The sequence below is a fragment of the Arenibacter sp. 6A1 genome (assembly GCF_012272855.1).
GTDB lineage: Bacteria > Bacteroidota > Bacteroidia > Flavobacteriales > Flavobacteriaceae > Arenibacter.
Map to the genome: position 1 here is coordinate 134334 of NZ_JAAXCQ010000013.1, position 20444 is coordinate 154777.

A 20444-nucleotide genomic window follows, 5' to 3' on the forward strand; every position below is an offset into this window, starting at 1 on the left:
TTATAGTAGAAAACCGGACTATTAATGTTTTATGAACACCACAGTTAAGGCTATTTTTAATTTAAGAGATGTTTAGTCTCCTCTCATATAATTGCAATCAAGACATTAGTTTACCATGGTTTTCATAGAAAGTTATTAAGGCATAGATAGTAATTTTGGTCTATGGGAATTTGTTTGTCAAATATTGATAGTGTTAGTTGTAATGTTAAAATTATGATTTGAATTTAAAATTCAGAATATTTTTTGTTAATTAGCTAATTCGATTTAGCAAATGTTTGTTAAATGGAATTGATAGGGTGTCTCTAAGTTGCAGGAAGTACTTGTAGCATAATAAACATACCTTAATAGTATTTTTGAAGATAAGCGGAAAAAAAATAGATATGAGAAAAATTATCGTCACGAAATTGTTTGTGCTAATATGTTGTTCAATGATTGCGCAAGATATTAATTCCAAACCTGAAGTTACCATAGCGTCTCTATTAGACGAAATGGTAGATAAGGATGAATTGGCAAAACTTCCCCAATATGCCTACAAAACGCTGCAAGCAAGTAGTTATTCACGTAAGTCGGTGTCAGAAAATAAAGAGGGTTGGTTTGATAATGCAGATGCTAGTCAGTTTATTCGTGAAGAGGTTAATGAAGGTCGCAAGGAGTATGTTTTAATGGAAGTGGAGGGGCCAGGAGCTATTGTGAGGTTTTGGAGTACTTGGCATGCCCAAAAGTTCTCTATGGGTACCCTTAGAATATATTTTGATAATTCTTTAACGCCTCAGATCGAAGGGAGAATAGATGAAATTATCTCTTCAAATAAAAATGTGGGAGCCGCGCTGTCTCAAAAAGTAGCTTCCTTTCAGGAGAACGGAGGGTGGTTTGAAGGGCATAACCTGTATTTCCCCTTACCTTATGCTAAGCATTGTAAAGTAACCTACCAGAAGGCCGATGAAACGGTAGACGATGTATTATATTATCAAATTAACTATAGGCAGTATTCATCAGAGGTATCGGTGCAGACCTACGAAAAAGGAGATTGGAAAAATAGAGAATTGCAGCGGAACATTAGGGCTGCATCTAAAAAACTGGCCCAATATAACCCCACCATCAGCAAAGGAAAGAAAAACTTTTTATACGGTGTAGTCAAAGCAGGCGATTCGATATCAACCCAAGTACAAGGAAACAGGGCTATAAGGAAGATAGCTGTAAAAATAAATGCTGCTCACATGGAGCAAGCCTTGCGATCTACGGTGATAGCTATGGAATTTGATGGTAAAAAAACAGTTTGGGCGCCCATAGGAGATTTCTTTGGGACAGGCTATAAACTATCACCACATAGGACATGGATGAGCGAATTGAACAAGGATGGGGAAATGCGGTTGAATTTTCCGATGCCGTTTCAAAACACAGCTAAAATTACGATACATAATTTTGGGAAAGAAGATGTTGAATTGGAAAATATAGAATTTGTTCATGCACCATGGGAATGGGATTCAAGGAGCTTGTATTTTCATGCTAATTGGCGCAATTACCCAAATATAAGTACCTCGGAAAAAAAAGATATCAATTATATTGAAATTAAGGGAAAGGGTAAATATGTAGGTGATGCCTTGGCTCTTTTTAACAATAGTTATGAATGGTGGGGAGAAGGTGACGAAAAGATCTATGTAGATGGGGAAACCTTCCCGTCGCATTTTGGTACTGGGACGGAAGATTATTACGGCTATGCTTGGTGTAGTGTAGTCGATTTTGAGACTCCTTTCATAGCACAGCCCATTGGCGAAGGAAATAGAAGTCCAGGCCTAACGGTTAATAGTCGCTGGAGGTCCTTAGATGCTATTCCGTTTGACAAATCCTTAAATTTTGATATGGAAATTTGGCACTGGGCCTCTACAGAAATGGATTATGCCGCCACTACCTATTGGTACGGTACGAAAAATTCTGAGGCCTTTTTCAAGGAATCTAAGGAAGCAGTACAATTCCCGTTAAAATTTGCCGACCGGTTTGAAGCAGAAGGTTTTGATATTGAGCAAGTAAAGGGAGGGGAAGTAATTACGCAAGCCTTTCTCTCCTATGACTGGAGTGCTCGAAATCATTTGTTTTGGAAAGATATTAAAAAGAATGATTCCCTTAATTTGACGTTTTATTCAGAAAAAGAGCGAAAGGGGGAATTGGTAATGGTATTTACCAACGCACCAGATTATGTGGTCGTTGATGTATCGCTGAACGGCAAAATAATTTTTAAAGACTTGGACTTGTTCGGAGAGAAGGTTTCATTACAAAAGTACTTGGCAGAAAATGAGGTAATACAAAAAGGAGAAAACTCTCTTATGCTTAAAGTAAAAGGAGGGAAAAGGAAAGGTGTTAAAGTAGATAAATTAGGTTTTGATTTTTTACAAGTGAATTAAGATGAAAAATAAAATGAAAAGAATAATAGTAGCTTTTTTTGGTGTGTTGTTTCTTCTTGTTAATAATATGCAAGCTCAAAAGAATAAAACTGTGAGTGTAAAGTCGCTTCTCAAGGAAATGACCGATAGGGAAAAACTAACACGTTTTCCAGAGCCTTCTTATCTAACGAAACATGTGAGTAGTTATGATAGGTCTAGTACTTCTCCAACAGAGAAAAATTGGTTTCATAATTGGGATATGAATCAATGGGAGGCTATTGAGCAAACTAATAACGGCAAGGAATATGTCTTAATGGATGAAAAATCGCCAGGTGCTATTACGCGCTTCTGGATGACTGGAGCAGGTGAAAATAGGGGTCAAGGTATCCTGCGTATTTATATCGATGGGAGTAAAATTCCAGTGGTAAGTCAGACCATAAGAAGTTTTGTAGGAGAAAATAAAGAGGTAGGATTTCCGTTGAGTAGTTCTGTGTCGCCAGAAACCATTGCAGACGAAAGAGGGCACAATTTATACTTGCCAATCCCATATGCGAAATCTTGTAAAATAACCTATCAGTCAGATTTGATCAAGGATGGAAATCCTTGGGAAACTAAAAGTGAAATTTTATATTATAATATCGATTTCAGAGAATATTCTGAAGGAATAAAAATTGAAAGTTTTACTAAAAATTCAATAATTAAAAACATCCCAATTATTCAGGCAACTAATCAAATGTTGTTAGAGGGAAAATTTAGGCAAGATAAAAAGGAGAAAGAGCTTGTTGATTTTCAAATAAAATTAGCACCAGGTGAAGAAGTGGTAATTGCAAAAAAAGAGGTAGGAGCAGCGATACAGCAATTAAATATGCGAGTACAGGAAGACAACCCTACCCAGTCCTTGAGGTCTATTATCATAAAGTGTACTTTTGATAATCAGCAAACTGTTTGGGCTCCAATTGGAGATTTTTTTGGGGCCGGTTATAGGATAGATGCCTATGAAACAAGATTTAATAAAGTAAGTGTAGACGGTGATCTAACCTCTAAATGGATGATGCCTTTCAAGAAATCTGCTAAGATTTCTTTAGAGAATGTTGGAGAAACTTCTGTCGGTATTAATGGGGCCGTAAGCTTTACTAAGTATCATTGGGATCAAAGATCCATGCATTTTTATACCTCATGGCATCAATACACAAAAGCAGATACAGGAAGTCCTAAAGGCATGTTAGGAGGTAAGGGGGTGAAAGATGTAAATTACGTAACACTTAAAGGAAAAGGAGTGTATGTGGGAGATGTGCTAACATTGTTCAACGATAATTTGCCTCCTGGTAAAACTACCTGGTCAAAAGAAGATGGTAGCTTTAATGTCTGTTGGTGGGGTGAAGGAGATGAGAAAATATACATTGACGGAGAGGAGTTTCCCTCTCATTTTGGGACAGGTACGGAAGATTATTACAACTATGCTTGGTGTAAACCCGAAACATTCGCACATCCTTTTATGGCACAACCTTCCGGAGAAGGAAACTTGACGCCGGGCTATACAGTAAATACCAGATTAAGATCATTGGATGTCTTGCCGTTTAATACGAGTTTAAGGTTCGATATGGAATTATGGCATTGGAATAAAGCATCGGTGAATTATGCGCCCACAACTTTTTATTATATGATGCCCGGTGGAGAATCGAATATAGCTCCAGATTATGCCGGGGTTCGTGAACCAGTGCTTTTGGATTTTGAAAAGTTGTATCCTATTAAAGAATAAGAAACAATATAATTAACCAGTAATTTATGGGTTAAACCTAAATCTAATTAAGTAAAAAATAATAGAAATATTTTGAATAAAATAATAGCCATCATTTGTGGGTTTGTGATGATCATTTCATGTCAATCTAACCTTAATGTATATAAGGAAGTTGTGAACTTTGAAAGCATCTCGAGCCCTAAATCTGATTGGGAAGCCATCATGTTCAGTAGTTTCGACCGCCATGGTGGTAACGATGATGGTTTTGCTGGAACCTATTCTAAACTTCGTCTTGAAGACGGAAATAGTGTGTTGGCAGAAACTACTGGGGCCGGATATCTGAGTAGAATATGGTTTACGCATTCCGAACACAAAAAAGATGGACTTCTTGAGTTAAAAGGGGAGCATATTAAAATATATATAGATGATAAAACCACCCCGGTCATTGATATGCCACTAGAACAAATTTTTGAAGGAACAACACCAGGATTCCCTTTAGGGCTCGTTGGAAAAGGTCTGGGAGGTTGGTATTGTTATGTGCCTATACCATTTTCTAACTATTGTAGGGTAGAGGTAGAAGGTGATGGGGTGAAATTTTACCAAGTTAATTTTCAGAAATATAAAGGAGATAAAACTGTTGAAAGTTTTACGGATAGAAATGATAAGAAAACAAATCAACTCCTTGAAAAACTAGGGAAGAACTTGTTAGGAGGAGTTGAGGAGCAAGACGAATTTACAAATGAAATCTCGATGAATATCCCTGCTCAAGGAAAGGAGTTTTTGGAAATTAATAAAAACATGGGGCAAATAAACCAATTAAGTATTGAAATAGCACCTGATAATTTGGAAAGCTTGTTAAAAAGTCAACTAAAAATATATTGGGACGATAAAAAACAGCCAGCTATTGATGTTCCACTAAATATGTTTTTTGCCGTTCCGAATGAAAAAAACTTGTATCATTCATTTTATGCCGGATATAGGGAAGGGAAATTGTTTAATAAATTGCCTATGCCTTTTTTTAAAAAAGCAAGAATTGAAATTGAAGCTGCTGATAAAGATTTAAAACTGAAAGTTAGCTGTTCCATCGGGAAACAAACAAATGAAACAGAGCACTACTTAACCACTTTTTACAATGAAGAGTTACCAACAAAAGATCAGGGTAATCCATATGTATGGCTCCATACAAATGGAGAAGGTCATTATGTAGGAACTTTTTTAATGACGGAAGCCAAAACTCACGGAGAGGAATACTTACCTGTTTGGTTAGAGGGTGATGAGGTTTTTGTATGTGATGGGGAAATGAGGATTCATGGCACAGGAACAGAGGATTACTTTAACTGTGGTTGGTATGGTGTTCAAGGCCGCCTGAATAAATCAGGAAGTTTCCCGCTGCACGGATTTCCCGAATATGAAATGGACAGCATAGGAAAAGCTTCAGCATATCGTTGGCATTTGTTAGATCCAATTCCATTTAAGGATTCTATTAATGTTACAGTAGAACACGGTACCAACAATACGATCGAAGGGAACTATAGAAGTGTGGCTTTTTATTATTTAAAGCATAAGAAATAATAATTTCAAAAAAATGGATTGGTTTAATGTTACTTTCTTCTTACAGCCAAGGCAGTATGTAATCAGTGGTTTTAATCAAAAGGAAACAATGGGCATAGAAAGTGTTGTAGCTATGCTTTCTGAGCTTAAGATGAAAAATCAGGTTTTTAGGAAAGTAGGTATATAGAAATAGAAAAGAAATAGTGCATGAAAGCTTTTGCTTAAAGGTACTAATAAAGCTACCCCCAATGAGGCGAAACTGGGTGTGTATTATTTGATAGGCAATGAACTATAGGGTGTAAATAACAATAAAATGAATAAACTAATTCTTGCAGTACTAAGTGTCTTTTTTTTGGTTTTTTCTGGATGTGTAAAAGAAAACGATATTGAGGATTTCAATATTATTCCAAAACCACAGGAATTAAAGGCCGGAACAGGAGGCTTTGAACTAAATGAAAATACAAGCTTGTTTATTGGTGGATTTAATGAGCTGGAAAAACATTTCATAGAAGAAATTAAGAAGGAAACCGGTTTTCAGTTGAAACTAGTTGATAAAGAGCAAAATAATTGTATTCAAATTCAGTCTGTAGAAAATCTTTCAGAAGAAGAATACCAATTAATAGTTGCAAAAAAAGGAATAATAATAAGATCAAGTTCACCAGCAGGTGCTTATTATGCATTGCAAACTGTCAAACAACTTATTTCTTTGAAATCTAAAAAAAATAATAAATATGTAATTCCAGCAGTTAAAATTTCAGACAAACCTGCTTTTGCATGGCGAGGATATATGCTTGATGAATCGCGTCATTTCTTCGGGAAAGACAAAATAAAAGAAGCGCTCGATTTTATGGCGGAGTTAAAGCTTAACCGATTTCACTGGCACCTAACTGATGACCAAGGCTGGCGAATAGAAATAAAAAAATATCCAAAGCTCACTGAAATTGGGGCCTGGCGTGTTGATTATACAAATAGGGATGAGACTTTAAATGACTGGTGGGGTAGACCTGTTCAGAAAGAAGGAGAGAAAGCCACTTATGGAGGATATTATACACAGGAAGACATTAGGGAAATCATTGCTTATGCCAAGGAACGGTACATCGAAATCTTACCGGAGATTGATGTGCCAGGCCATTCACTTGAAATATTGGCTGCCTACCCGGAATTAGCCTGTGAACCCGATCGTAAATATTATGTTGGGACTGGAGGTGTTTTAAAGGACAATGCGCTTTGCGCATCCAACCCTTATACGTATGAATTTTTGGAAGATATTTTAGGCGAAGTGATGGATTTGTTCCCCTTAAATTATATGCACATTGGTGGAGATGAATGTAATAAAAGTGGCTGGAAAAACCATCAACAGTGTCAAGCTTTTATAAAAGAAAAAGGTTTGAAGGAAGAACAAGAACTGCAAAGCTTTTTTATTAAACAGGTGGAGAAAATGGTAAATGCCAAAGGAAAAAATATGATCGGCTGGAATGAAATACTAGAAGGTGGCTTGGCTCCGAATGCCACGGTAATGTCCTGGCAAGGAGAAGAAGGAGGTATTATAGCAGCCAAAGCAGGGCACAATGTTATTATGACTCCGATGGAATATAATTACTTGGATTTAAAGCAAGGGCAGTCCGAATCAGAACCGAACTTGGGGTATTCGGAAGCCTTGTTATCAACGTGCTATAATTATAAAGTGGTTCCAGAAGGGCTAACTCAAGATGAGGCCCAAAGAATAATGGGGATTCAAGGAAATCTCTGGACTGAATCTATCTCAGATTGGGGGAAAGTTACCTATATGACCTTTCCACGATTATTTGCAGTAGCAGAGAATGGCTGGTCTCCAGAGAGCAATCAAAATTTTGATGACTTTATTAATCGATTGAAACCCCAACTAAAAAGGCTGGATGCTAAAGGTATTCGTTACGCCAAGAGTGTTTTTAATCCTTGGATTTATCAAAAAGGAAATGGTAACTCCATCGAGATAACTCTTGATTCGGAACTTAATTCACCCGAAATAAGGTATACGCTTGATGGTTCCGAGCCAACAGAAAAAAGTAGGCTATATGGGGCGCCTTTTACTTTGAAGGAGACAAAAACGATAAAATCTGCTATTTTTAAGAACGGGGAACGGCTGGGAGATGTAATTGAAAATACGTTCCCCATCCATAAGGCTGCGGGTGCAAAAGTTGTTTATAATCATCCATTTTCGAAGTACGATGAAGCCGCAAAAGAACAAGCACTCACCGATCTTAATTATGGACAAGTTGAAGTGGACGGAGACAATAACTGGCAAGGGTTTTATGATGATTTTGATATTACAATAGAATTAGATCATCCAACAGATATAGAAGAAGTAGTAGTTAATAGCTTACGTTTAACCATATTTGGAATTTATCCTCCGTTGCAATTAGAGGTTTTTGGCTCAACCGATGGTAAAGTGTTTAGAAAAATAGGAGAAACAGACCAATATGATATAGCCTTAGTGCAAGGAAGAAATAGAATTGTTAGTAAAATTCCATGTGCTGCTACTGGGTTAACCAAAATCCAGGTGAAGGCTAAATTGTTAAACCAAATACCTAAGGGGCACCATAAGGCAGGAGATAAGGCATATTTAAAGATTGACGAGGTATTAGTTTTATAAACAAATTTCAATGATAATTATTAAATTAAGGCTGCAAGTTACAGATGAAGGTTGGCTTCCACACTCAGGTGGATGGTTAAGCGCTTTAAGTCAATTAAAAAAATAGTTGTAATAACATCATTTTTATTTGCTGAAAAAAGATAAAGCCTAGTCTTATTTAGGGTGAAAAATCGACAGGAATTTTGTTATATATAAATTAATCGATTTATCTTGGTCAGCTAAATCGATTAATCTAATAAAAGTACGTTGATTACAAGTGCTAGTCGGGGTTTTAAAGATTATTATAAACTAAATATAGGAATATGAAATTTAATGGCTTAAACATGTCTCTGGGGAATCTTAGTTATTTGTCCGATGCGGAGTCGAGATCAATTACCGCTGAAAACCCCACAGGGGAACCTGGAAAAGGAGGAATGGCTATTAAGGGATTTGCCGAACTTCAAGCTAGTGAACTAGGACAAGGTTGGAAAGTAAATCCGGCAATAACAATTGCCCCAAAAGAAACAGTTGTCATAGCAGATATAGAAGAGATGGGAAGTATCCAAAGTATTTGGATGACTGGTCTTATATCCAGAGATTTGATTATTAGAATCTATTGGGATAACCAAGAGCATCCTTCCGTAGAAGTGCCATTTCCAGATTTTTTTGCGAGTGGTTATGTAGACAATACGGATGTGTTGTTGGGGGGTGAATTTGATCCATTGGTTTCAATTCCTGTAACCGTGAACCCATCGAACGCATTTAACTGTTTTTGGTCAATGCCTTTTAAAGAACGTTGTTACTTCACCATCGAAAATAGAAGTGATATTGAAAGGGTTCTATATTATCAGATCAATTACCAATTGACCCAAATTCCGGAAAATTGTGCGTATTTCCACGCTTCTTTTCGCCGGTCAAATCCAGTGCCATTTAAGGAAGTACATACGATCATAGATAATATTGAAGGTGAAGGACACTTCGTAGGAACGGCCATGTCCGTGGGGCTCAATGGAGCAGGAGGCTGGTGGGGTGAGGGGGAAGTGAAATTCTATATCGATGAAGATAAAGAATTCCCTACCATTTGTGGAACAGGCCTAGAGGATTATTTCTTGGGAGCCTTTAATTGGGAAACCAACAAAGGGTATACCACCTACAATTCGCCTTATGGTGGATTTCATAAATATGAGGCACCAGATGGTTTGTACAAAATTCAACCTCGGTTTTCATTGTATAGATGGCATATAATGGATCCTATTCGCTTTAAAAACAATCTCAAAGTCACCGTGCAGGATCTGGGATGGAAAAAATTCAATGAAAAAAGTTTCGACAATATTGACCAACGACGTTACCTGAGCCGGCAAGATGATATAGCTACAGTGGCGTTTTGGTATCAAACCTTACCAAGCAGTCCGTTAAGTCCTTTGCCTAATCCAGAAGGCTTGTTAAACCAATAAGTATGAGAAAACAAATTCTTTTAAACAGAAATGAAGGTGGTCAAAAGAATACTTCCAGTGCAAAACAAGTAGGGCTCCTTGAGAAAATCGGATATGGCCTAGGAGATACTGCAGGTAATTTTGTTTATCAATCGGTATTATTGCTTCTTGGTTTTTTCTATACCGAGGTCTATGGATTGGACACCGCCACGGTAGCGTCTATATTTTTGGTGGTTAGAATTGTAGATGCCATAACAGACCCGTTGATGGGGGCTTTGGTTGACAGGACTAACACCAAATGGGGAAAGTATCGTCCATATCTCATTATCCTATGTGTGCCCTATGCAATTGCTAGTGTACTGGTGTTTACGGTGCCAGATTTTGGGCCCGAAGGGAAGGTGATCTATGCTTATACTACCTACATAACCCTTATGCTTTTATTTACGGCCATCAACATTCCTTATGGCTCCATGACCGGGGTTATGACAAGTGACCCTAAAGAAAGAGCTTCAATTAACGCTACCCGGTTTATGTTTGCCACTGGGGGAGGATTAATAGTGACCTCACTGGTGTTGCCAATGACAAAATTATGGGAAAATCCAGCTATCGGTTATAGGAATGCCATGATATTGATGGCCATTCTTTCGGTGGTGCTGTTTGTGATCTGTTTTGTTACTACCAAGGAAAGGGTAAAAGGGGTTGAGGTAAAAGAGAGAAAAAGCAGTGTACTTAAAGACTTATTATTTGTAGTAAAAAATGACCAGTACCGGCTTGTAGCCCTTGCCACACTTCTAATGGTTACTGCCCAAACCGTGAAAAACACAACCCAACTCTATTATATAACCATATATGTTGAAGATGCAGTAAAATACTCGGCAATGTTTTTATCGGTTTGGATGATTGGCGGTATGTTGGGGGCACAATTAGCGTCAATGCTTCTTAAATATATGGATAAGAAAAAAGCTTATGAACTATTACTCTATATATGTGCCGTTGCTTCTGCGGCTTCTTGGTTTATAGGGGATAGTAACATCGTGATGATTATGCTACTCCAATTTTTTGTTGGGTTTTTTAACCAGATGATAGCACCGATATGGTTTACGTTTACTGCAGATTCCGTGGACTATGGGGAATTAAAATTTAAACGACGGATTGATGGTTTAACCCTTTCCTTTACCTTGTTTTCCTTAAAATTAGGCCTGTCAATTGGTGGTGCTATTGCTTTGACCATAATGGGGTATTACGGCTACAAGAGCGGAGGTATCGCACAGTCTAACGAAGCAATTCAGGGAATTTTATTGGTGTTTTCAATTGTACCTGCAGTAATTTTTATTATGACAGCCTTAATAGTGAGATTGTTTAAACTCAATAGTAAAACTATAAAAGAAAATGCCCTTAAACTTGAGATTCTGAGAGCTCAATAAAACCCATTTGAATCTAGCGTATTAAAATTTAAAATAAATGAAAATGTATCTTAAAAAATCGAATGTAATAGTACTGTTGTTGTTATGTTCCCTAAGTGTTTTTGCTCAGGAAACTAATTTTTATGTCTCACCATCGGGCAGCGATAGGGGGGATGGGTCCAAAGAGTATCCTTGGAAAACCTTGGAACACGCCAGGGATCAGATGAGAAATATAGAAGATTATGTCATTATAAACCTTCAAGACGGTATTTATAGGCTAAACAAATCTTTGGAACTTCATTCTGATGATTCTAATATGTTATTTAGGGCAGTAGATGGTGCTCGTCCAATTATCAGTGGGGGTGTCAGAATAAGTGGCTGGAAGGATCTGGATAATGACGGGATATGGAGTGCAAAAGTTCCGGATGGGGTTGTTGGTAGGCATTTATATGTAAATGGAAAAAGGGCTGTAAGAGCCAGAACTGTCAATGCCAACGGTTGGGAAAGGATTGCACACACACCTAAAGTATGTGGCTCTGAATCTTGTAGGGACGATGCCAATACACCTAATGGATTTAAAGTGCCTGTTGATTTTCCAAAAATCTCCAATGTGGGAGAGGTTGAAATGGTCAATATTATGAGATGGAAAATGTACAGGGGTAAACTCGATAAAATCGAAGATGGGATCGCTTATGTAAATCAAAAATATTGGGACCTTGCTAAATTAGGACCCTTTGGAATATTAAACAACAATAGCACTGAAGCTGTTAACTGGTTAGAAAATGCTATTGAATTTCTGGATGAGGAAGGGGAATGGTTTTTAGACAAGTATAAAAACACTATTCATTACAAGCCATTGAAAGGAGAAAAATTAAACAAAGCTGAGGTGGTTATTTCTAATGTAGAACAACTAATTGTCGCCGACGGAGTGGAAAATGTTTCTTTTGAAGGGCTTACTTTTTCGTACGCAAATTGGAACCAGGCTTCCACTGCTGAAGGTTATGTTAGTATCCAGTCTGGAGCTATTTTAAAAGACCCTGAGTATCGGTCTATAGAAGATGCTTTTGAAGGATTAGAAGATATTCCGGGAAATATTCATTTCAAAAATTCTAGAAATGTCGTATTTAGAGGGAATAGTTTTCAGCACCTTGGAGGGACAGCTTTGAATTTCGACACCAACAATCAATATATCAATATCTTTGGGAATACCTTCCAAGATATATCGGGTTCTGCCATTGCCATAGGAAACCTTCAAGATCATCATGTGGTAAGCGAGAATATAAGTCGAGAAATCATTATAGATAACAATAGCATTCAAAATGTTGGGGTGGAATATTGGGACACTTGTGCTATTAAATGCACTTTTGTAAAAGATGCCGCTATTGTAAATAATTCTATTGACGGAGCTTCGGCTGGAGGAATTACCCTTGGTTGGGGATGGGGACGTTATGATGTAGACAATTTTGATTTTTGGAAAGATGGCTCTGATAAAGCCTACAATCATCCTACAGTGGTTGGGGGTGTTTTAGTAGCGCATAACAAAATCACCAATGTCACCTTAAAATTAGGCGATACAGCTGCGATATATAACCTAGGAGCCTCTCCGGGCACAAAGTGGTATGCTAATTATATTGAAAATGTGGCACATCCGGAGGCCCGTTTTTGTAGTGCCTACAGTCATGGGGTTTATATTGACAACGGGTCTAGAGGAATTGAAATTAAAGATAATGTCGTTGTAGGATCATCCCATGAACCTTATCTGGCCAACGGATCGCATGATTACAATGTACGCGGAGCCGCCTACTATTTTAAAAAAGAAGTTGGTGATTTTCCATTATGGATCAAGGAAAAAGCGGGAGTAATGCCTCAAATAAAGGAATTAAGGAGTAGAGAGGAATTAGAAAAATTATTGCCAGAGCCACTGCCTACCGGACCTAAATTTAATGTTGTGAAAAAGGGCGTAGCTGTTGGAAGGCCCATTACAGCCGTGGGAGGAGCTTCCAATTATAAAGCTTCGTTCGCTACAGATGGAAAAACTGAAACTTACTGGAGGGGAGAAGGTAATGAAGGAGAACTAATATTGGATTTAGAAAGGGTTTCAGATGTGTACTACGTGAACTCGGCATTTGGATACTTTGATCCCGAGACAAGACGGGAAGTATATTTCAGAAACGGTTATGAATTCGAATATTTTTATTCTGAAGATGGCAATAACTGGTTCTCCTACGGAGATGGTAAAAAAGTTTCGGAATTAGCCATTAACCAACAGTATATGCCAGAAGGCAAACCTGCCAAAGCTAGATACATAAAACTTAAAATTTATTCCTCTGGCGACCATCCATTGGGTGTTTTGAGGTTTAAAGTAGTGGATCAGAAGCCCGTATATGGCGGACGAGAATTTGGACCTCAATAAAGCAGAACAATTAAGGAAACATAAAAAAAGACTTAGTAATGAAGAATTTATTGGGTGGCCTTATGGGGCTTTTAGCTCTTTTTATTTCCTGTGAGGAAGCTCCCCCTCCTCCAGTGGCATATGGTCCTGTTCCCTCAGAACGCCAAATGATTTGGCAGGAAATGGAATATTATGCCTTCATTCATTTTAGTATGAACACCTTTACCGATATAGAATGGGGATATGTTTTCAAATATTAAAAACAGCCCTATTTGGCAAACAAAAACCTTTGATGTTGTGAAGGCTCGTTATATAAAGTTAAGAGCCCTTAGAAACACGGAAGGGAACAACAATGCAGGATATGTAGAACTAACTTTAATTACGGAATAAAAAGATGAAAAAAGTAAATATTTTATTATTAATGGTTTGTTCCCTAGTGATGACAGGGGGACAGCAAGTAAATGCGCAGCAAAAGAAAATTGAGCCCAATTGGAAATCTATCGATAGCAGGGCCGTACCTTCTTGGTTCGAAGATGCTAAATTAGGGATCTTTATCCATTGGGGGCCCTATTCGGTCCCAGCCTGGAGCCCAAAAGGAACTTATTCGGAGTGGTATCAATATTGGTTACAAAGTAAGTCCCTATTTGGTAATGGCAATTTTTCCGGCACCGAAGTGTATGATCACCATGTTAAAACATACGGACCCCATTTTAGTTATTACAATTTTGGGGAGCAGTTTACCGCGCGGGATTTTGACGCAGAAAAATGGGCTAAACTTTTTCAAGATGCTGGTGCAAAATACATGATGATTACTTCTAAACACCATGATGGATTTACTCTATGGCCTAGTGAAACCGCCAATAAGACATGGGGATTTCCTTGGAATGCCAAGGATGTCGGGGCTAAAAGAGACTTGTTAAGAGAGTTGGAATTGGCTGTAAAGAAAACAGATGTAAAATTTGGAACCTATTACTCCCTTTATGAATGGTTCAATCCACTATGGAAAAAGGACAAGGAAAAATTTGCCCTAGAGCATATGCATCCACAATTTAAAGATTTGGTGGAAAATTATAAGCCAGATCTAATTTGGTCAGATGGGGATTGGGATATGAGTCCAGAAAAGTGGCGTTCTCCCGAATTACTTGCTTGGCTCTTTAATGAATCTGCGGTAGGAGATAAGGTTGTTATTAACGACCGTTGGGGCGATGGTACTCGCTTTAATCACGGTGGTTATTACACCACGGAGTATCAATCAGAACTAGACGGAAGTAAACCTTGGGAAGAATGTAGGGGTATTGGTTTTTCTTTTGGCTACAACACTAACGAAGATGCCTGGGATTACGCTTCCGAGCGCACTCTTGTGTACCTTCTTCTAAATGTAGTGAGTAATGGGGGGAATTTATTATTAGATATTGGTCCGGACGCCGAAGGAAACATACCTCCTATTATGCAAGACCGTTTATTGGCTATGGGAGCTTGGTTAAAAGTTAATGGTGAGGCTATTTATGGAACTCGAAAGTGGGAGCGTGCCAGCCAGTGGTCCAAAAATGGTAAAAAAGACTGGAAGCCTGAAGGTACACATTACCTGCCTGCCGATTATATCTTAAAACAAACTATAGATCCAGAGCCCGGTTATGGCGTACGGGAGATCTTTTTCACAAAAAAGGATAAAGATTTGTTTGCTATTGTACCTACTTGGCCTAAAGATACCTTGGAAATAAGAGATCTTCAGCTACGTCCTGGGGCAGAGATTACCATTTTGGGAACGGATATAAAAGTAAACTACGAACAAAAAGGAAAGAATGTGATTCTTAAAGTGCCCTATCTGACAGCAGATGAACTGCCTTCTAAATATGCGTATAGTTTTAAGATTAAAAATGCTTTTAAATGAGAAGTTGCTTATTAATTTATTTAATATGTTTTGCCCTCGTCAAATTGAATGCGCAGGAATGGATTACCTATGGGGACCAAAAAAATTCCGATAAGAAGAAACATATTGTTTTAATCTCGGGGGATGAGGAATACAGATCAGAGGAGTCGATGCCCATGTTGGCCAAGATCCTCGCCAAGGAACACGGTTACAAGTGCACTGTATTGTTTGCGATCGATCCTAAGACGGGAAACGTTAATCCTGAGATTAATAACAATATTCCGGGATTGCATTTTCTCCAGACCGCCGATCTGATGTTGATCAATACGCGTTGGCGCCAGCTCCCGGACCATCAAATGAGGTACATCGACGAGTATATCCGATCGGGCAGACCTGTATTGGGATTAAGGACCTCTAATCACGGGTTTAAGAACGAGAAGGGGAGTTATGTCCATTACAGTTCCGAATATCAAAGTGAAGATCCAGATCATCCTTGGTACAGAGGTTTTGGAGGACTGCTTTTTGGGGATCACTATGTGCGGCACCACGGCGCCCACAAACATGAATCCACCAGGGGTATGTTTGCGGAAAACGCACATGGGCATAAAATCCTTAGGGGCATAGAGGATGGCGAGATATGGGGTCCTACGGATGTATATGGATGTAGGGTGTCACACCTTCCGATCACTCCACTTGTGCTAGGACAGGTATTGAAGCGTAAGGGGGAGTTTGATGGTAACGACAGGTTTTTTGGTATGCGGCCATCGGACCAGCCCTTGGAAGGAAAGAAAAACGATCCCATGATCCCGGTGGCATGGCTGAAAAATTATCAACACCCGGACAATGGCCAACCAGGGTTGGCCTTCCATACCTCCATGGGATCGTCCACTGACTTTGAAAATTCAGGATTGAGAAGGCTTGTAGTCAATGCGGTTTACTATCTTTTGAACCGAAAAATCCCCAAGAAGGGGACGAAGGTAGAATATATATCCGATTATAAGGGCTCTGCATATGGTTTTATGGGAAAGGAATATTGGGACAAGAAAGGAATTAAGCCCATAGATTTTAAATAGAGCTCAGAGGTGTTTCCCAAACTACCTATCCTATCTAAAAATTTAAAGTAATAAAAAGAACCAATGCATATATATATCGCAAAAACCTTTGACCTCCTTAGATCTAAAATGTTCGTGCTTGTCATTATCCTAGCTTTGGCAAGCTGTTCTAAAAACTCTAGCGCTCCTGTACTGAAGCTCGCAAAAAACTCACGTATTGTGCTTATCGGTAATAATTTAGGTTCCCGAATGATGGAATACGGCCATTTTGAAACGGAAATGCAATTGCGATATCCTGATAGTTTACTGTATATCCGCAATATGTGCAACGGAGGAAATACACCGGGGTTTAGACCTCATTCCTCTAGGAAATCGCCATGGGCATTCCCGGGTGCCGAAAACTTTGCAGAGGAATCCATAATCGAGCATTTCGAGGTTTCTACAGGGTGGCTGAAATCAGCTAGCGAAGGTCACTTTGAAACACCCGACGAATGGCTTACCAAATTACGTGCCGATATTATAGTCGCTTTTTTTGGCTATAGTGAATCCTTTGCGGGCGAAGCGGGATTGGAGAATTACAGATCGGAACTCCATGCATTTATCCAGCATACCTTAAAACAGCATTACAACGGTACCTCAGGACCCCAATTGGCACTCGTATCGCCGATCGCGTTCCAAGATCTGTCCAGGAATAGGGATTTACCGGATGGCATAGAGGAGAATAAAAACTTAGCTATGTATACCCAAGCCATGAAAGAGGTCGCAGCGGCTAATAATGTTTTGTTCGTTGATGCCTTTGGACCGTCCAAGAAATGGTACGCTTCTGAAAAGGTTGATGTAACGATAGATGGATTTCAATTGAACGACTTTGGTTACCGGAAGTTTTCGAAATTAATGGCCGACAATATCTTCGGTATTGTAGATGTTGTTTCCGAAGAAAACCGTCCGTTGGTCAATACAGCGGTGATGGAAAAGAACTGGTTTTGGCAGAACGATTTCAAAATCCCCAATGGGGTCCATGCTTATGGAAGAAGGTACGACCCTTTCGGCCCAAAGAACTATCCTGCCGAAATTGAAAAAATTAGGGAGATGACCAAAATTAGGGATACGGCAATATGGAAATCCCTGAAAGGAGAGCTAATGGATCTGGCCGTGGCCGATAGTAGAACGAAACCGTTGCCTATTATTGAAACGAACTATAAGCCCAGCACTAAAAATGGGAACCCCGAATATCTATATGGGAAAAGGGCAGAGGAAAAGATCAAGGTGGCCCCAGGTTATAAAATAGAACTTTTCGCATCGGAAAAAGAATTTGGCGATCTGGCCAATCCAGTACAATTGACTTTCGATAACAAGGGTAGGCTTTGGGTAGCTGTGATGCCGAGTTATCCCCATTATAAGGCCGGTGACAGTAAGCCCAATGACAAATTGATCATACTTGAGGATACCGATAGCGATGGTAAGGCGGATAAGCAGACAATCTATGCCGATGGACTTCATTTGCCCATAGGATTTGAACTTGCCCCCGAGGGGGTATATGTCTCACAGGGTACAAATCTTGTTCTTTTAAAGGATACCGATGGAGATGATCGGGCCGATGTAAGAGAAGTGGTGTTGAGTGGGTTCGACGATCACGATACGCACCATGCAATCAGTGCATTCACGGCCGATCCTTCCGGAGCGTTTTATATGGGGGAGGGCGTATTTCTCCATAGCAATGTAGAGACGGCCTATGGTACGGTTCGTGGGACCAATGGCGGATTCTTTAGGTATAGCCCGCAACGGAACCATTTGGAACGAACTGCTCAATTACCGATCCCAAACCCATGGGGAATCGCCTTTGACGAATGGGGCCAGGATTTCTTTGCCTATACTTCAGATCCCGAAATGACCTGGATGCTGCCGGGGACCATAAAACCTAGATACGGTGAAGGTTCTCCTGCTCCTAAAAGTCTTATCGAAAAAGATCATAGGGTACGCCCAACCTCTGGCCTTGAATTCGTTTCCAGCCGACATTTTCCAGACGAGGTCCAAGGCGATGTACTGATCAATAACACAATAGGCTTTTTGGGAACAAAACAGCATATCATTAAGGACGATCCCAACTCGGCTGGCTACACTAGTGAACATAGGATGGATCTCATTACGGCCGAAGATAAGAATTTTAGGCCTGTGGACATGGAGTTCGCCCCTGATGGATCTCTGTACCTGATAGACTGGCACAACGTATTGATAGGTCATATGCAGCACAATGCCCGCGACCCGTTGCGGGATCATGTGCACGGTAGGGTATATCGAGTGACCTATCCCTCGCGTCCTTTGGTGGAGCCAGCAAAAATACATAAGGCCACCATTGAAGAGTTATTGGATAATTTGAAATTGCCGGAATATCGTACCCGTTACAGAACTAGAAGGGAGTTGAGAGGAAGGAATCCATCAGAAGTACTTGAAAAATTGAAATTATGGACAAACAATTTGGATCAAAATGATCCCAGGTACGAACACCGTCTTGTAGAGGCCCTATGGGTAACATGGGGGCTTAATAAAATTGATGAAGAACTTCTAGACAAAGTATTTGAATCCAGAGACTTTCGGGCCAGATCGGCCGCCGTTAGAGTGGCCAGATATGGGGGTCACCAAATATCCGGACAAATGGAATTGCTAACGAAAGCGGCAGGCGATGACAGCCCAAGGGTACGACTGGAAGCTTTGGCGGCAGCCACTTGGTTAGAACGGGATGCCGGAATTTTGATTCTTGGGGAGATAGACAAAAAGCCACTGGACGATTGGATGCAACTTCCCTTCGAGGCCGCCATGGCGCATTTTAACGGACATCGGCATATGGCAGAACCCGAAGAGGACAAGGAGTCGGAAACCACGCTAAAAGGTAAGGATAAGGAGATGTACATAAAGGGTAAGGAAGTTTATCATAGAGAAGGCTTTTGCGTTACCTGCCATCAACCGGACGGTGAGGGACTAATAGCAGCTCAATTTCCTCCATTGGCGGGTTCAAAATGGGTAACGGGAAATGAGGACCGGCTTATTAAACTAACAATAAAAGGATTAATGGGACCTATAGAGGTCAAGGGAAAAAAGTATCCTGGACAAGTTCCTATGACCCCTTTTGGCGGTATGTTGAAAGATGATGAGATAGCGGCAGTGCTTACCTATGTCCGGAATAGCTTCGGGAATAATGCTTCGCCGGTTTCAAAGAAAAAGGTAGGCAAGGTCCGTGAGGGAATTAAAGGAAAGGAAGGGTTTTACTCCCCGGAAGAATTGATTAGGGAACATCCTTTGCAATAAGGATCGATAAAATAACAGCCTTGGGAAATAGAGCGTTTATCTTTGAACTGGTAATCATTCTCACGGTTTTTAGGTGATAAGAAAGTGGTTATTTGAACGGACTTGGAATGGGGAATGTTTTCTCGGTTGGGCTATGTTGTTGCTTATATATATGATAAGTTCTATTGAAAGATGGATTAAAAATGAAGGCATGTAAGAGGTCCCAACTATGAATTATATATTTAAATTCGCATTCACTCTTAAAGAGGCCTACTTTTTCTTAACGATACCGGTAAAAGAGTTTTTAATTCAAATTCTATGTCAAAGGGACGAATCAGTGCTCAACCTACCTTTTTGAGTTAAAGCGGGTCTAATGTTATCACATAGTACCTTAATTGTACAAATTAGTCCTTTTAGGACAGTTAAAATAGAAGCAGAGCGACAAGATTAATTAAGTGTGTTTTATATAATTTGTATTTATAAATATTTCAATTATTATTTTTTATGTTAAAGATTATTTTAGGAAAAACATTATTATTGTTTTCCATTATTATGATTTCCTTTGGAAAAGCAAAGGCGGCCGATATCATTCCAAAACCACAGCGGTTTGAGCCTAATGGAGAGGTGTTTTTACTACACCCATCAACAAAAATACAGTACAATGATGGCTTGGAAGCCCTGGCAGTTTATTTGGGAGAAACCCTTTCCCCAGCTACCGGATGGGATTTTGAACT

General features: G+C 39.4%; 11 protein-coding genes and 1 pseudogene. All 12 read left to right on the top strand.

Annotated elements, in window-relative coordinates:
* Nucleotides 1-380: 380 nt before the first annotated feature.
* Nucleotides 381-2399 (top strand): glycoside hydrolase family 172 protein, encoded by a 2019-nt coding sequence (locus HCG49_RS13105; protein ID WP_168469985.1) that lies wholly within the window; start codon nucleotides 381-383, stop codon nucleotides 2397-2399.
* Nucleotides 2400-2412: 13 nt separating this feature from the next.
* Nucleotides 2413-4137 carry a glycoside hydrolase family 172 protein gene (locus tag HCG49_RS13110; RefSeq protein WP_168469986.1) on the top strand — a complete coding sequence of 575 codons (1725 nt, stop codon included), beginning with the start codon at nucleotides 2413-2415 and terminating at the stop codon, nucleotides 4135-4137.
* Nucleotides 4138-4209: 72 nt separating this feature from the next.
* Nucleotides 4210-5688, top strand: coding sequence for a glycoside hydrolase family 172 protein (locus tag HCG49_RS13115; RefSeq protein WP_168469987.1), 1479 nt, complete (start codon nucleotides 4210-4212; stop codon nucleotides 5686-5688).
* A 292-nt stretch (nucleotides 5689-5980) separates the two neighbouring features.
* Nucleotides 5981-8299, top strand: coding sequence for a beta-N-acetylhexosaminidase (locus HCG49_RS13120; protein WP_168469988.1), 2319 nt, complete (start codon nucleotides 5981-5983; stop codon nucleotides 8297-8299).
* Between the two features lie 302 nt (nucleotides 8300-8601).
* Nucleotides 8602-9732: a glycoside hydrolase family 172 protein gene (locus HCG49_RS13125; protein WP_168469989.1), complete on the top strand. Its 1131-nt coding sequence runs from the start codon at nucleotides 8602-8604 to the stop codon at nucleotides 9730-9732.
* Between the two features lie 2 nt (nucleotides 9733-9734).
* Nucleotides 9735-11135, top strand: a complete 1401-nt coding sequence (locus tag HCG49_RS13130) for a glycoside-pentoside-hexuronide (GPH):cation symporter (RefSeq protein WP_168469990.1) — start codon at nucleotides 9735-9737, stop codon at nucleotides 11133-11135.
* 37 nt (nucleotides 11136-11172) lie between these two features.
* Nucleotides 11173-13527, top strand: a complete 2355-nt coding sequence (locus HCG49_RS13135) for a discoidin domain-containing protein (RefSeq protein WP_168469991.1) — start codon at nucleotides 11173-11175, stop codon at nucleotides 13525-13527.
* A 62-nt stretch (nucleotides 13528-13589) separates the two neighbouring features.
* Nucleotides 13590-13748: pseudogene (locus HCG49_RS13140) on the top strand (glycoside hydrolase family 29); the annotation flags it as partial.
* 152 nt (nucleotides 13749-13900) lie between these two features.
* Nucleotides 13901-15397, top strand: coding sequence for an alpha-L-fucosidase (locus HCG49_RS13145; protein WP_168469992.1), 1497 nt, complete (start codon nucleotides 13901-13903; stop codon nucleotides 15395-15397).
* Nucleotides 15394-16449, top strand: coding sequence for a hypothetical protein (locus HCG49_RS13150; protein ID WP_168469993.1), 1056 nt, complete (start codon nucleotides 15394-15396; stop codon nucleotides 16447-16449). The genes HCG49_RS13145 and HCG49_RS13150 overlap by 4 nt, the downstream gene beginning before the upstream one ends.
* Before the next feature lie 63 nt (nucleotides 16450-16512).
* A complete protein-coding gene (locus HCG49_RS13155; RefSeq protein ID WP_205764396.1) occupies nucleotides 16513-19731 on the top strand; it encodes a PVC-type heme-binding CxxCH protein in 3219 nt (1072 codons plus the stop codon).
* 483 nt (nucleotides 19732-20214) lie between these two features.
* The coding region (locus HCG49_RS13160; protein WP_168469994.1) for a hypothetical protein at nucleotides 20215-20444 on the top strand (230 nt) is incomplete at its 3' end.